This window comes from Bombilactobacillus bombi (assembly GCF_013607485.1).
Taxonomy (GTDB): domain Bacteria; phylum Bacillota; class Bacilli; order Lactobacillales; family Lactobacillaceae; genus Bombilactobacillus; species Bombilactobacillus bombi_A.
This window is the reverse complement of sequence record NZ_SCHP01000011.1, coordinates 20,953-35,873: the sequence shown is the minus strand read 5'-3', so window position 1 is coordinate 35,873 and position 14,921 is coordinate 20,953. Positions and strand designations below refer to the sequence as shown.

General features: G+C 37.2%; 12 protein-coding genes and 1 pseudogene. 12 read left to right on the top strand and 1 reads right to left on the bottom strand.

Translation table 11 applies throughout. From position 1 onward, the window contains the following. Positions 1–18: 18 nt before the first annotated feature. The 5 genes and pseudogenes from pgsA to EQ827_RS04185 all read left to right on the top strand — a co-directional run bounded on the left by pgsA (position 19) and on the right by EQ827_RS04185 (position 5,224). Positions 19–600 (top strand): annotated as a pseudogene (gene pgsA, locus EQ827_RS04205) (CDP-diacylglycerol--glycerol-3-phosphate 3-phosphatidyltransferase). A 95-nt stretch (positions 601–695) separates the two neighbouring features. Continuing rightward, entirely contained in the window at positions 696–1,229 is a 534-nt protein-coding gene (locus EQ827_RS04200) for a nicotinamide-nucleotide amidohydrolase family protein (protein ID WP_181189732.1), read from the top strand. A 41-nt stretch (positions 1,230–1,270) separates the two neighbouring features. Continuing rightward, positions 1,271–2,350: a recombinase RecA gene (recA, locus tag EQ827_RS04195; protein ID WP_181189731.1), complete on the top strand. Its 1,080-nt coding sequence runs from the start codon at positions 1,271–1,273 to the stop codon at positions 2,348–2,350. 118 nt (positions 2,351–2,468) lie between these two features. Next, entirely contained in the window at positions 2,469–4,034 is a 1,566-nt protein-coding gene (rny, locus tag EQ827_RS04190; protein WP_181189730.1) for a ribonuclease Y, read from the top strand. Positions 4,035–4,141: 107 nt separating this feature from the next. Beyond that, positions 4,142–5,224 carry a glycosyltransferase family 4 protein gene (locus EQ827_RS04185; RefSeq protein WP_181189729.1) on the top strand — a complete coding sequence of 361 codons (1,083 nt, stop codon included), beginning with the start codon at positions 4,142–4,144 and terminating at the stop codon, positions 5,222–5,224. A gap of 142 nt (positions 5,225–5,366) precedes the next feature. Here the strand turns inward: EQ827_RS04185 and EQ827_RS04180 are convergent, their stop codons facing one another. Further along, positions 5,367–6,023, bottom strand: coding sequence for a YigZ family protein (locus tag EQ827_RS04180; RefSeq protein ID WP_181189737.1), 657 nt, complete (start codon positions 6,021–6,023; stop codon positions 5,367–5,369). A 33-nt stretch (positions 6,024–6,056) separates the two neighbouring features. On the opposite strand from EQ827_RS04180, the gene EQ827_RS04175 reads away from it, so the two are divergent. From EQ827_RS04175 to EQ827_RS04145, 7 genes are all read left to right on the top strand, one after another. Then, a complete protein-coding gene (locus tag EQ827_RS04175) occupies positions 6,057–7,352 on the top strand; it encodes a DEAD/DEAH box helicase family protein (RefSeq protein WP_181189728.1) in 1,296 nt (431 codons plus the stop codon). Next, a complete protein-coding gene (locus EQ827_RS04170; protein WP_181189727.1) occupies positions 7,342–8,025 on the top strand; it encodes a ComF family protein in 684 nt (227 codons plus the stop codon). The genes EQ827_RS04175 and EQ827_RS04170 overlap by 11 nt, the downstream gene beginning before the upstream one ends. A 95-nt stretch (positions 8,026–8,120) precedes the next feature. After that, the gene (hpf, locus tag EQ827_RS04165; RefSeq protein WP_181189726.1) at positions 8,121–8,669 is read left to right on the top strand and encodes a ribosome hibernation-promoting factor, HPF/YfiA family; all 549 of its coding nucleotides are present in this window, start codon (positions 8,121–8,123) and stop codon (positions 8,667–8,669) included. A gap of 140 nt (positions 8,670–8,809) precedes the next feature. Next, positions 8,810–11,170 (top strand): preprotein translocase subunit SecA, encoded by a 2,361-nt coding sequence (gene secA / locus EQ827_RS04160; protein WP_181189725.1) that lies wholly within the window; start codon positions 8,810–8,812, stop codon positions 11,168–11,170. 70 nt (positions 11,171–11,240) lie between these two features. Further along, positions 11,241–12,360, top strand: a protein-coding gene (gene prfB / locus EQ827_RS04155) for a peptide chain release factor 2 (RefSeq protein WP_258231787.1) whose coding sequence is annotated in 2 segments (ribosomal slippage) — positions 11,241–11,312 and positions 11,314–12,360 — 1,119 coding nt in all. Because the reading frame shifts where the segments join, the coding sequence is not laid out codon by codon here. A gap of 21 nt (positions 12,361–12,381) precedes the next feature. Further along, positions 12,382–14,037 (top strand): sensor histidine kinase, encoded by a 1,656-nt coding sequence (locus EQ827_RS04150; RefSeq protein WP_181189724.1) that lies wholly within the window; start codon positions 12,382–12,384, stop codon positions 14,035–14,037. A 19-nt stretch (positions 14,038–14,056) separates the two neighbouring features. Further along, complete coding sequence (locus EQ827_RS04145; RefSeq protein ID WP_181189723.1) at positions 14,057–14,902, top strand: phosphotransferase; 846 nt, start codon at positions 14,057–14,059, stop codon at positions 14,900–14,902. Positions 14,903–14,921: the final 19 nt, after the last annotated feature.

The following is a 14,921-nucleotide window of genomic DNA, read 5'->3' as shown; positions in this document are numbered from 1 at the left end:
TAATTAAGGAGTAAGAAAATGAATTTACCCAATAAGTTAACCGTAGTGCGAATTATTTTAATTCCGCTTTTTATGGTTTTTATGTCGTTAAATTTTCATTTGGGATAATTACAATTTTTAGGAACCAAAGTTTCGGCAGAGTATTTAATTGCGGCGATTATTTTTGTAGTAGCCTCATTAACAGATTTAGCTGATGGCAAAATTGCTCGTAGTCGTCATTTAGTTACTAACTTTGGTAAATTCATGGATCCTTTAGCGGATAAAATGTTAGTTTTAACTGCCTTTGTCTATTTGGCAGCTCATCATCAAGCTCCAGCTTGGGTTGTAGCGATTATCGCTTGTCGAGAATTATTGATTACTACTTTGCGGCTATTGATTGTTGAACAGGGTGGACAAGTCATGGCAGCGCAAATGCCTGGAAAAATTAAGACGACGACACAGATGTTAGCAATTGTCTTCTTATTGTTAAATGATCCTATCTTTAGTTATTGGCATTTACCATTTGGAACTATTATGTTGTATATTTGTTTGATTTTTACGGTTTATTCTGCTTATGATTATTTGATTCAAAATAAACAATACTATGCTGATTTTAAGTAATAATAAAAAGACGCTTGGCGTTTAAAACGTCTGGGTCTTTTTTTATTTAAAAATATTTGGCAGAAAAATTGTAATTAAAAATGGAAGGTGATATTATGCAAAAACTACGTCAACAATTTCAAACTGCCCAAGCAGATACTGTTGCCTTTACTTTAGCCAGTTATCAGGAGTTATTTGCTGAAGTAGTAAAAATTTTGCATCAAAAGCAACAGACAATTACGGCCTCTGAAAGCCTCACGGCAGGTTTATTCCAGGCAACTTTAGCTACTATTCCAGGAGCATCAAATGTCTTTACGGGTGGTTTTGTGACTTATTCCATGGCGATGAAGTCTCAATTGTTAGAAATACCATTTAATAAGCTGCAGGAACATGGTGTAGTTAGTTCTTGGACTGCAAAACAAATGTCTGTTCAAAGTGCAAAAATTATTGATACTGACTGGGGAGTTGGTCTAACGGGGGTTGCCGGTCCGGCAGCTTTAGAAGATCAACCTGCAGGAACAGTATGGATTGCTGTTAAGAATCCCGCTAATCAAGTTACAGCCCAACAGTTTAAGTTTGCTGGTCAACGCGCTGATATTCGTCAAAAAAGTGTAGTTGCTGCTTTCTTTATGATTGCAAATCAGTTATAATAGTCATTCAGGGAACGTATGTTCGATGAGGAGGTATTTTTGTGGCAAAAGATGAACGACAAGCAGCTTTAGATATTGCTCTGAAAAAAATTGAAAAAGATTTTGGTAAGGGTGCAGTTATGCGCATGGGAGAAAATGTTCAAACGCAAATTTCAACAGTTTCCTCAGGTTCATTAGCACTTGATAATGCTTTAGGTGTGGGCGGTTTTCCTCGTGGTCGGATTGTGGAAATTTATGGTCCTGAAAGTTCTGGTAAGACTACGGTTGCATTGCATGCTGTAGCTGAGGTACAAAAAAATGGTGGTACAGCCGCTTATATTGATGCAGAAAATGCAATGGATCCAGCCTATGCGACTGCTTTAGGCGTTAATATTGACGACCTTTTGCTTTCACAGCCAGATACAGGAGAGCAAGGGTTGCAGATTGCCGACGCGTTAGTTTCTAGTGGTGCAGTTGATATTTTAGTTATTGACTCAGTGGCTGCCTTAGTACCGCGTGCTGAAATAGATGGTGAAATGGGTGATGCCCATGTGGGGTTACAAGCCCGTTTGATGTCGCAGGCCTTACGTAAACTGTCTGGTACTTTAAATAAGACTAAAACCATTGCCTTATTTATCAACCAAATTCGGGAAAAAGTGGGAATAGTCTTTGGTAATCCTGAAACTACTCCTGGTGGCCGTGCTTTAAAATTTTATTCCACTATCCGCTTAGAAGTTCGACGCTCGGAACAAATTAAAGATGGCTCTGATATCATTGGAAATCGTGTAAAAATTAAAGTTGTTAAAAATAAAGTAGCACCGCCTTTTAAAGTTGCAATTGTTGATATGATGTATGGACATGGCATTTCCCAGACAGGTGAAATTGTCGATATGGCTGTTGAAAAAGATATTGTCGATAAAAGTGGTGCTTGGTATTCCTATCATGATGAACGAATTGGTCAAGGCCGTGAAAATGCGAAAAAATATCTTGACGAGCATCCAGAAATGAAAGCTGAAATTAAACAACAAGTCCGGGTGGCTTATGGTATGGAAGCTGACAAAGATAAGAAAAATACACCGGCTGAAAAGAATTCTAAAACCGCAAAAACTAAAGAAAAAGCTAAAATAACGGAAGAATCTTAAGAGATTCTTTTTTTTATTGAATAAACATCGTTGACAGTTGGGCTCAGAAACCATAATATTATTATGTACCTGAAATTTTTAAAACCAAACTAGTACAATGTGACTTGGAGGTAAGCAAATGTCATTTAATCTCGCTATCCTCGCGGTCGCAATTTTGATGCTAATAATTGGTGCTGTAATCGGTTTTTTTGTGCGAAAGATTGCTTATGAAAATAGCCTCAAGCAAGCAGGTAAAACGGCTGAAAGTATTATTGCATCAGCTAAAAAAGATGCTGTGGCGGCTAAAAAAGAAGCGTTGGTGGAAGCTCGCGAAGAAAGTCATAAGTATCGTCAGCAACAAGAAGATGACTTACGTGAACGACGTAAAGAGCTTCAGCGACAAGAAAACAGAATGTTGCAGCGTGAGGATTCCTTAGATCGTAAGGATAATTCGCTGGATCAACGTGAACATTCTCTTGAAAAGCGCGAGGAAAAAATTGATAGTACAGAGCAAAAGTTAGAGAATCAACAAAAAGAAGTAACTTCAACCTTAGACAAGCAACAAGAAAAACTAGAAGAAATTGCGGGTATGAGTCATGATCAAGCGCGTGATTATCTTTTAGAACAATTGAATGATGAGTTAGTTCAGGAAAAGGCGCAGATGATTCGCGCTAGTGAACAAGCTGCCCAACAAGATGCTGAAAAGAAAGCCAAACAATTAATTATCGAAGCCATTCAGCAGTCAGCTGCAGATACGGTTTCCGAATCCACAGTGACAACTGTTGCCTTACCAAATGAAGAAATGAAGGGCAGAATTATTGGCCGTGAAGGCCGAAATATTCGTACAATCGAGTCTTTGACGGGAATTGATATCATTATTGATGATACGCCGCAGGCTGTGGCTTTAAGTGGTTTTGATCCGATTAGACGAGAAATTGCTCGTTTAACCCTAGAAAAATTGATTGCTGATGGACGGATTCATCCCGGACGCATTGAAGAAATGGTTGACAAGTCTCGTAAGGAAATGGACACAAGAATTCGGGAATTAGGTGAACAAACCATCTATGATTTGGGAATTCATAATATGAATCCTGATTTGATTAAAATTGTTGGCCGCCTTAACTTTCGGACCAGTTATGGGCAGAATATTTTGAGTCATTCAATTGAAGTTGCTAAAATTGCAGGTACTATGGCTGCAGAACTAGGTGAAGATGAAACTTTAGCGAAACGCGCGGGACTGTTACACGATATCGGAAAGGCCTTAGATCATGAAATTGAAGGTTCTCATGTCGAGATAGGTGTGGATATTACTACTAAATACAAAGAACCTAAAGTGGTAATTAATACTATTGCGTCTAGTCATGGGGATGTAGCTCCAACATCGATGATTGCTACTTTAGTGGCAGCAGCTGATGCGATCTCAGCTGCTCGTCCGGGAGCAAGGTCGGAATCGATGGAAAATTATATTCATCGGTTAGAAAAGTTAGAAGAAATTGCTAATAGCCATGATGGCGTTGATCATTGCTATGCAATTCAAGCTGGCCGTGAGATTAGAATTATGGTCAAGCCTGAAAAGATTTCGGATAATCAATCGACGATTTTGGCTCGTAAGATTAAAAATCAGATCGAAAAAGAGCTAGAATATCCGGGACATATCAAAGTAACAGTAATTAGAGAAACTAGAAAAATAGCTTATGCCAAATAAGGCATAAGCTTTTTTACCACCTTTTTTTGTTGATTGAGCAAGTAAAAGTTGTATAAATCTCTGCTAAATATTATAATTCATAATATGTGAAAGGGGCTTGCTACACAATGTTTAATATTATCGTTAAATTATTTCTTACTATGATTATTGCAGCAGTAATAACTCCTTTTGTACGCAAATTAGCTTTTGTCTTAGGAGCTGTGGACAAGCCTAACGCTCGTCGGGTTAATAAAAAGCCGATGCCTACGGTTGGTGGGCTGGCTATTTTTTTGTCATTTACTTTTTCGACTTTTGTTTTGCTGCGGCCGCAATTTCCTACGCATGAGTTATTTAGCGTTTTTTTAGCCGAGTGTATTATTATTTTGACCGGATTAATTGATGATATTCGGGAACTAAAACCATCTCAAAAAATGTTAGGGATTTTTGTTTCTGCATTGGTGATTTACTTTTTAGCTGGCATTAAAATGACTTATATAGTCATTCCATTTTTGGGTTCTTTCCAATTAGGCTGGCTGAGTTTACCGGTAACTATTTTTTGGATTTTGGCAATTACAAATGCAGTAAACTTAATTGATGGTTTAGATGGTTTGGCAACCGGCGTTTCAATAATTGCCCTTTTTACAATGGGGGTCATTGGTTATTTCTTTTTGACTACAACTGATACCTACGTATCTATTTGGATATTTGCAATGGTGGCTTCTTTATTAGGCTTTTTGCCACACAATTTTCATCCTGCAAAAATTTTCTTAGGTGATACCGGGGCTTTATTTATTGGCTTTATGATTTCAGTTTTTTCTTTGAAGGGTTTAAAAAATGTCACCTTTGTCTCTTTGGTGATTCCCATTGTTATTCTCGGAGTGCCGATTACGGATACCATCTATGCGATGTTACGGAGATTCTTAAATAATAAGCCTATTTCTCAAGCTGACCGGCACCATTTGCATCATCGGTTAATGCAATTAGGCTTGACACATCGGCAAACTGTCTTAGTTATTTATGGACTATCATTAGTTTTTTCCTTTATTGCTTTACTTTATCCTGTATCCTCTTTTTGGGGTGGAATTTTATTAACCATCGCTTTATTATTGGGATTAGAGCTTTTTGTTGAATCTATTGGTTTGGTAGGAGAAAATCGCCAGCCATTGCTGCATATAATTGAACACTTAGTAAAACGCTTGGAAAAGCATTAATATGGATGTCAAAGTTGCTTAAACATAAACTTTGGTCTGTTTCCCTGTGTTAAAATTAATTATTAATTTAATCAATACGAAGACGAGGACAAATTGTTGTCCTCGTCTTTTTTTAAGTTAATATTTAGTGCCGTTAATATTATTAGTGATTAGTTTCTAAGTGATCGTGCGATAGATCAACTTCATTAAATTGAACTTTACCTAAATCTATTTGTACTTGAGCATTTAAAAATTCTTTGAGCGCTTGGGTGAATTTGGAAATATGATTTTGATTCACGTAAATGCTGAGAGTTACTTGTTGAGTATAGTTGACCTGGCTAATATTTATCTGCTGTTGCTTAAGCCAATAGCTTAAGCGTTCAAATTGCTTATAATCAACCTTAATTAAGAGCTCTTGTTGTTCTATGCCTTGAACACGGCCAACTTCATTAATTGCCTGGCTGACACTTTGGCGATAAGCCCGAATTAGTCCGCCAGCACCGAGTTTAATCCCACCAAAATATCGGGTGACAACGGCCACAACATTTTGTATTTGCATTTGCTGTAAAGTTTCTAACATGGGAACACCGGCAGTTCCAGTGGGTTCACCATCATCACTAGTATGTTGAAATTGATTGTGATCACCAATAATATACGCATGGCAATTATGATTAGCTTTAGCTTCCTGTTTTTTAATTTGGTCGATAAAATCTTGAGCCTCGGCGGGGCTATTAACACGTGCCAGCTGCGTAATAAAACGTGATTTTTTAATTACCAGTTCATGTTGGTGATTTTTTTTGATTGTAATATAAGTTTTGATAAATAAAACCCTCCTTTATTGGGTAATTAAATAATGGGTGATATGGTGGAATCAGATAATTTATCTGGTCGTTTAGTTGTAACAACAGCCTTAGATCAGCATTTGGAAAAATTTCCTGCTTTAATTAGTTTATCGAAGGAACAATTTAAGTGTCAACGCTGTCAGATGGTTAATCAAAAAAGCTTGTATAGTCTTACAGCAGATGTGTTTTATTGCCCAGATTGCTTAGTTTTGGGGCGCTTAACTAATCAAGATTACTTATTAGCCTATCCGGAGCAAAATAACTTTAAGATACCTTTGTATCCCTTATCTTGGCGTGGCACTTTAACGCCAAAGCAGCAGCAAATTTCACAAAAGCTCTGTCAAGTTCAGCTGGCTAAACAAGAACATCTCGTCTGGGCAGTTACTGGCAGTGGTAAAACTGAGATGTTATTTGCTATGATCGCGCAGGCTGTGAGTCAAGGAGAGCGAATTGCTTTAGCAGCACCGCGTGTCGATGTTTGCAATGAGTTATATCCACGCATCCAGGCTGCTTTTAACCAAGTTAGTGTTAGCTTGTTGCATGGGCAGGGGGCTAGTACATATCAATATTCTCAAATTTTAATCTGTACTGTTCATCAATTATTAAAATTTCGCGCAGCCTTTGATTTATTGGTTTTAGATGAGTGTGATTCTTATCCGTATATAAACAATCCTTTACTGCATCAAGCAGTTTTGCAGGCAGTTAAACCACGTCATTGTTTGATTTATTTATCAGCTACGCCGAGTCCGGAATATTTAACTCGCATCCAGGCGGGACAATTAAATTATAGTTTATTAAACCGCCGTTTTCATGGCCATGATCTACCCAAGCCCCAGTTTTGCCTGGTTTGGAAACATAATTTTGGACATCTGAATTATCAGTTACAAAGGCAAATTCAATTCTTAATTCAACAGCAACAAAGATTTTTATTATTTGTCGATAGTATTCGTCAAGCTGAACTACTATCACAATTAATTAAACATCACTTTCCTCAATTAAAACAGACTTTTGTTCATGCTAAGGATCCTCTGCGTGGTCAAAAGGTGCAAGAGTTTCGCGATAATCATTGGCAGGCTTTGGTAACTACGACTATTCTCGAACGGGGTGTTACTTTTTATAATATTGATGTATTAGTTTGGCAGGCTGACTCTCAGCGTTTTAATGTGCAGACGTTAATTCAGATTGCGGGACGGGCTGGACGTAGTGCTGACCATAGTGATAACCAAGTTATCTTTTTTGGTCAGCAATATAATTCAGCTATTGATCAGGCGATTAAACAAATCGAGCGGTTAAATCATGACGTCTAAATGTGTTTTATGTCAACAATTAATCATTCATGAGTTTCGCCCTTGGGAAATTTTTATTGGAAAACAGATTGACCAGGAATATTTATGCCCACGCTGTTTTCAAGAATTTCAAGCTATTAACCAGCCTTATTGTCCTACCTGTGGACGTCTAGGTAGTTTTCAACAGTGTCAAGATTGTCAATATTGGCAGGCTCAAGGTTATCGAGGTTTTTATCATCAAGCTTTATTCACTTATAATCCTGCCATGCATGATTATTTTAAACGTTATAAGCGTTATGGCGATTATCGTTTACGTTTAGCTTTTCAGCCCTACCTAAAGCAGAAATTGCGAAAATTGGAGCCGCCATTTATCTTTGTCCCTAGTTCACAAAATCATTGGCAAAGGCGCTTATTTGATCCAGTTATGGGGCTCTTTGAAGGGATTGTACCATTAACTCCGGCACTTATTAAATTAGCAACTGATCGTTCGCAAGCCCAAAAAAATCGTCAAGAACGCTTACAGACACCGCAGTTTTTTAACTTTAATCCGCAATTTCAAACAATTTTGCAGGCTCCTAGGATAACTATCTTAGACGATATTTATACTACGGGGCGGACAATTTTTCATGCGATCGATTGTCTCCGACAGACTGGTTATCGCGGTCAGATTCAGTCATTTTCTTTAGTTCGATAATTGTTTTTTAGTTGTTGTTTCTTACGAAAAAAATTATAATATAATTAAAGGTGGTTATTATTTAATAACCAAATAAACTCAAAGGAGCGTTTCTGATGTTAAAAATCAATATTCGCGGAGAAAATATTGAAGTAACAGACGCCATTAAAAGTTATGTGGAAAAGCGTCTTAATAATTTAAATAAATATTTTAAGGATACTGAGAATCCAATTGCCCATGTTAACTTAAAAGTTTGTGGCACTAAAAATACTAAAGTTGAAGTTACCATCCCTTTATCATATTTAATTTTACGGGCAGAAAAAGTTGATCCTGACATGTACAAAGGAATTGATGCTGTTTTTGAAAAAATTGAACGTCAAATTCGTAAATACAAAACTAAAATTAATCGCAAATCACGTGAAAAAGGACTTAAAGATTTTGACCTAACCGGTCCTAGTGATACTGAAGCTGAAGAAAGTGATGACTTATCCATTGTCAGAACCAAGCATGTGTCTTTAAAACCAATGGATGCACAAGAAGCAGTTTTACAAATGGATATGTTAGGACATAACTTCTTTGTTTTTGAAGATGCAGAAACTAATGGAACCAGCATTGTCTATAAGCGTAACGACGGCCGTTATGGCTTAATTGAAACTGGTGAATAATATTTAAATTATGTTGGTTGGGACAGTTTAAGTAAAGTTCCAGCCATTTTTTTGCCTTAATAAGTAATAGTAGTTTAATTATTAGTGTTAAAATGATAAGATATTGTAGATATGTAAAAGTACAGGAGAGATTTAAATAAATGGTAAATCCAATTAAAAAATGGGTTGAAAGTGATAAGCGTGAAGTCAAACGGATGAGCAAGATTGCTGATAAAGTAATCGCGCATGCGGATGAATACGCCCATCTTTCAGATACTGACCTACAAGCAAAAACACCTGAATTTAAAGCACGCATTCAAAATGGCGAAAAGCTAGATGATATTTTGCCAGAAGCCTTTGCTGCAGCACGAGAGGGCGCTAAGCGAGTCTTAGGCTTATATCCTTTTTATGTGCAGATTATTGGTGGTATTACTTTACATGAAGGTAATATTGCTGAGATGAAAACTGGTGAAGGAAAAACTTTAACCGCTACTTTACCGGTTTATTTGAATGCTTTGACAGGCAAAGGCGTTCATGTAGTTACGGTTAACGAATATTTGTCCCAACGTGATGCCACCGAAATGGGACGCTTATATAATTGGTTAGGCTTATCAGTTGGACTAAACTTGAATTCTAAATCGCCAGATGAAAAAAGACAAGCCTACAATTGCGATATTACCTATTCAACTAACAGTGAATTAGGTTTCGATTATTTGCGGGATAACATGGTAGTTTATCAAGAACAAATGGTTCAACGTCCGTTAAATTATGCAATTGTGGATGAGGTCGATTCAATTTTAATTGATGAGGCGCGGACACCGTTGATTATTTCTGGACAGGCAGAGCAATCAACTGCTTTATATTTACGTGCTGATCATTTTGTTAAAAGCTTAGTGCCTGATGACTATAAAATCGACTGGCCGACTAAGACGATTGGTTTAACCGAAAGTGGAATTCGTAAAGGTGAAAAGACTTTTGGTTTAAATAACTTATATGACATTGATAATACTCTTTTAAATCACCACATTGACCAAGCTTTAAGAGCTAACTACATTATGGACAAAGATAAAGATTATGTGGTTGCCGATAAAAAAATCATGATTGTCGATTCCTTTACGGGACGGGTCATGGAAGGTCGGCGCTTTTCTGATGGTTTACATCAAGCTATTGAAGCCAAAGAAGGCGTTCCTATTCAAGATGAAACTAAGACCATGGCTAATATCACCTATCAAAACTTTTTCAGAATGTATGATAAACTCTCTGGAATGACGGGTACTGCTAAAACTGAAGAAGAAGAATTTCGAGAAATTTATAACATGGAAGTTATTACCATCCCGACTAACAAGCCTATTGCCCGGATAGACCATCCTGATATGCTTTATTTGACCTTAAAGAGTAAATTCAATGCTGTTGTGGAAGATATCAAACGCCGTCACGCTAAGGGGCAACCAATACTAGTTGGTACGGTAGCCGTAGAAACTTCAGAATACTTGTCTAAACGTTTGGATGCAGAGCATATTCCGCATGCAGTTTTAAATGCTAAAAATCATGCTAAGGAAGCGGAAATCATCGCTAAGGCGGGTCAACGCGGGGCTGTTACCATTGCCACCAACATGGCTGGTCGTGGAACTGATATTAAATTAGGACCGGGAGTTAAAGAACTTGGAGGCCTTTGTGTTATCGGTACCGAGCGGCATGAATCGCGGCGGATTGATAACCAGTTGCGGGGACGTTCTGGACGGCAAGGTGATCCAGGAGAGACAATATTTTATATGTCTCTAGAGGACGATTTAATGAAGCGCTTTGGTTCTGAACGGGCTAAAAAGTGGCTGCAAAACACCAAAGCTTATGATGAAGATACAGTCATTCAAAGTCGCATGTTAAGTCGGCAAGTAGAATCAGCTCAAAAGCGGGTTGAAGGTAACAACTATGATACTCGTAAAAACACCTTACAGTATGATGACGTTATGCGTGAACAACGTGAAGTTATCTATAAGCAACGGATGCAAGTTATCACAGAAAAACAAAGTTTAGAGAAAATTTTGTTAGACATGATTAAGCGGACAATTAAAAGTCAAGTTGATTCCCGAACTAACGGTGATCCTAAGAATTGGGATCTTGATGGCATTTATGACTTTGCTATCACTGCGATGATTAGCCCTAAACAGCTTCAACGTAGTGAGTTGGATGGAAAGTCCCAAACTGAAATTTACCAATTGCTGGAGAACTTTGCGTTAGCTAATTATCAGCAAAAACGTCAGCAATTGCAAAATGATGAGCAAATGTTGGAATTTGAAAAAGTAGTTATTTTGCGGGTTGTGGACGAGCATTGGACTAATCATATTGATGAAATGGATCAATTGCGGCAGTCTATTGGTTTGCGGGGTTACGGACAGATGAATCCTTTGGTTGAGTATCAAGAAGAAGGTTTTCGGATGTTTGAGCAAATGATTGCTGACATAGAATATGATGTGACTCGTCTATTTATGAAAGCTGAAATACGTCAAAATGTTCAAAGATAAATAATTTAATGTGAGCTTTGAAATGAGCTAGAAAGCTCATCTTCAAAGCTTTTTTTAAAGGGAGAAGAATATGGAAATTGCCGAGTTTAAAAATCAATTAACACAAACAGCTGCCAAAATTCAACAATTTAGGAGGTCTCTTTGACTTAGATAACCTCAAAGAGTCTATTGCCATTAATGAACAAAAAATGCTTCAGCCTGATTTTTGGCAGCAAACACAAACCGCCCAAAAAATTATTGCTCAGACTAATCAATTGAAAGAGCAATATAATACTTTTATGCAGTTAAATGAACAACAAGAAAACGCTGAAGTAGCTTTAGAGTTGCTGCAAGCAGAGCCTACTGATCACCAGTTAGCCCAAGAATTAACGAATACTTTGCAGGATTTGCAACAGCATTTGCACCAGTATGAATTGAATTTATTATTAGATGGTCCCTACGACCACAATAATGCACTTTTGGAAATTCATCCCGGAGCCGGTGGTACTGAATCCCAAGATTGGGGCTCTATGCTCTTAAGAATGTATGAACGCTGGGGCGAACAACATGATTTTCAAGTGGAAATAGAAGATTATCAAGCAGGAGAAGAAGCTGGTTTAAAAAGCGTTTCGTTGATGATCAAAGGACATAATGCTTATGGATTGTTGCGTTCTGAACACGGTGTGCATCGGTTAGTGAGAATTTCACCGTTTGATGCTGCGGGCCGGCGACATACTTCCTTTGCTTCTGTTGAGGTAATGCCAGAATTAGATGAGAGTATTGATATTGAAGTTAATCCAGATGATTTACGGATTGATGTTTTTCGTTCTAGTGGCGCAGGGGGACAGCACATTAATAAAACCTCTTCAGCGGTACGGATTACCCATCAGCCGACCGGAATTGTTGTCAGTTCACAGGCACAACGTTCACAACTACAAAATCGGCAAACGGCGATGAATATGCTGCGAGCAAAACTTTATCAACGTGAATTAGAGGCGCAAAAGCAGCGAGAAGCTCAGATTAAGGGTGAACAAGCGGTTATCGGCTGGGGTTCACAAATTCGTTCTTATGTTTTTCATCCTTATACTATGGTTAAAGATCATCGTACTAATTATGAGACCGGTAATGGTCAAGCTGTGATGGATGGGGATTTAGATGCATTTATTTATTCATATTTGCAATGGGAATTAAGTCAAAAACAGACTCATTAGAGTTAGAAAAGAGGAACTTGTATGCGCCGGCAGCGTCGAACGATGATTATGACTGCTTTGGTAGGAATATTAATTTATAGTTTTTGTTTGTTTATCTTAAGTCAATTTGTACAACAGGATCAAATTAACCATTTAGCAGCTTTAAGAAATGATTACCAGCTTATTAAAAAGGAGCAGCGGCAACGTTTGTTAAAGGCGTGGGCTAATGATCACCAATTGACTATTGTCAGTGATGTGAATCAGCCCCAGACTTTACGCCAAAAGCAAGTACATGATGCGCTCCAGCAAAATCAATTAGATAGTGCCAATCCTTATCATTTGCAGCATTTTCGCGGTCAGCGCTATTTATTATATTTATTAGATACTACTGATAATAATCATGTGCAAGTGATGGTTAAAAAGTATCAAACAGTTTGGCAGCATTCAAATTTGGTCGGCATCTTTTCTTTTATTTATATGATATTTTGGCTGATTATCCTATTGGCTCAATATTTAACCTATCGGCAGCAGCGACGTTATTTACAGGCGGTTGTGCAAAAACTGCAACAAATTAAAGCTAATGAGCAAACAGAATCATTAATAACTAAGGAAAATACTCCTTACACATCTTTGATTCACGCAGTAAATGCTTTAGATAAACACAATCAACATCAAGTTGAAGCTAATTCTTTATTAAAAAGAAGATTTCAAAGTTTAATGGGTCACTTACCTGTCGGAATTATGTTATTAGATAATCAGGGAAATGTTTTATTGCATAATCAAATGTTAGCTGTTATTTTGGGTAAACAAATTGCTACTAATCAGCATCCCTTTGTAGAAGACATTCAAACCTATGCCTTGAGTCGAATGATTGAGCATACCTTACGTAAAAATCGTAATCATCACCGGCAAATTCAATTATATGGTGATTCAGATCGCTTTGTGGATGCTAACGTTATTCGTATTGCACATAGTACGGAAGACTTGGAACAACAGGTTATTGTTATTTTGTATGATTTGACCCCAATTCATCAATTAGAGCAACAACGAGTCGATTTCTTGGATAAGGTCAGCCAAAAACTTCAGCCTTCAGTCCAGCAGATGACCACAGAGATTGCGCAATTGTTGTCGACTAAGCAGTTTGACATCCAGTTAGTAGAACAGCTGCAAGAGCAAGTACAAAACTTAAATGAACTATTAACGGATACGATCGCTTTAAATCATTATAGTCAGCAAGATAATACTCTACCGCAACGTTTTAATATTGAGGAGTTAATTCAGCAAATTTTAACAAAGCAAGATTCAGCTCTTAAAAAACGGCAATTACAAGTAGAAGTAAAGATTAAGGGTAATAAGTGGATTAGTTCTTATCCACAAGAGTTGCAAGAGATAATTCAAAATTTAATCAGCAATGCAGTCAAATATAATAAAGAACACGGTCAAATACTCGTGCTAAGTGAGCACAATGAAGTGGAAAATTATTTAAACCTGACTGTTCAAGATAGTGGAATTGGTATTGCCAAAGCTGAGCAAAAACAGATTTTTGAACGCTTTTACCAAGTTAATCCACAAAAAAAATCTGGTTCGGGACTGGGTCTAGCAATTGTGCAGGCGGCTGTACAAACTTTAAATGGTACAATAAAATTAACCAGTCAACTCAATCAGGGGACTAGTGTAAAAGTTCATATACCTTTATAGAATAGGTGGTGAAAGACAGTTGACTGCAAAATTACGACAAATATTAGATGCGGACTTAATACCACTGGAAAAAAATTCAGTCACACAAATGTTAAAGGGGTATAGCTTACGCTTTAACGCTCCAGTGATTGTTAAGATTTTTGCCGAAGAGTTCTATGACCAGTATGCCTTAGAGAAGGCTGTATTAGAACATCTACAGCGGCCAATTTTATTAGCCCAAAAAGTAGTTACTGAAAAAAATATTTATATTTTAGTACAACCAGATACCAATTTAGTTACCTTAAGTACACCACTAACTGTAACAACAGCTTATAAAATGGGCGTCAGTGTCAATGAATTACACCAAAAATTACTCGATTTTAAACAAGCTCCTCAGCAGCATTCTTTTCAAAGAAACATATATTTAATTAAGAAAGTGACAGCTGCGGACTTGCAACAGCAGTTATTGAAGTTAGAAGAATTATTTCAGCGTTATCATAGTTACCTGGAACGTGATTTGGATCATGGGACCACAATTACTTTACACGGAAATATATCTCAAGATAAGTTTAAACAGCAACAAGATCAGTTATTACTAGTAGATTTTGAACATGTTTGTCAAGGATTAGCTTATCAGGACTTTGTTAAGTTGTTTTATCAGGATTTTCAGTTACAGGAAAATTTAATTAAATCTTTCTTATTAGGATATCAACAAAAAGGCAGTCAATTAGCGCCACTTTTGATTACCCGTAATTTTTTAGTGTTTACTACTGCAATCCAATTATTGCACCAGTCGCAAAATGTTCATGAGCGGCAGCAATATCAAATGGCCTTAAAAATGATTGCTGATGTTCAAGATTACTTTGCAACTAGAAAAATTCACTAACATGTGTCAAAAAGACTGA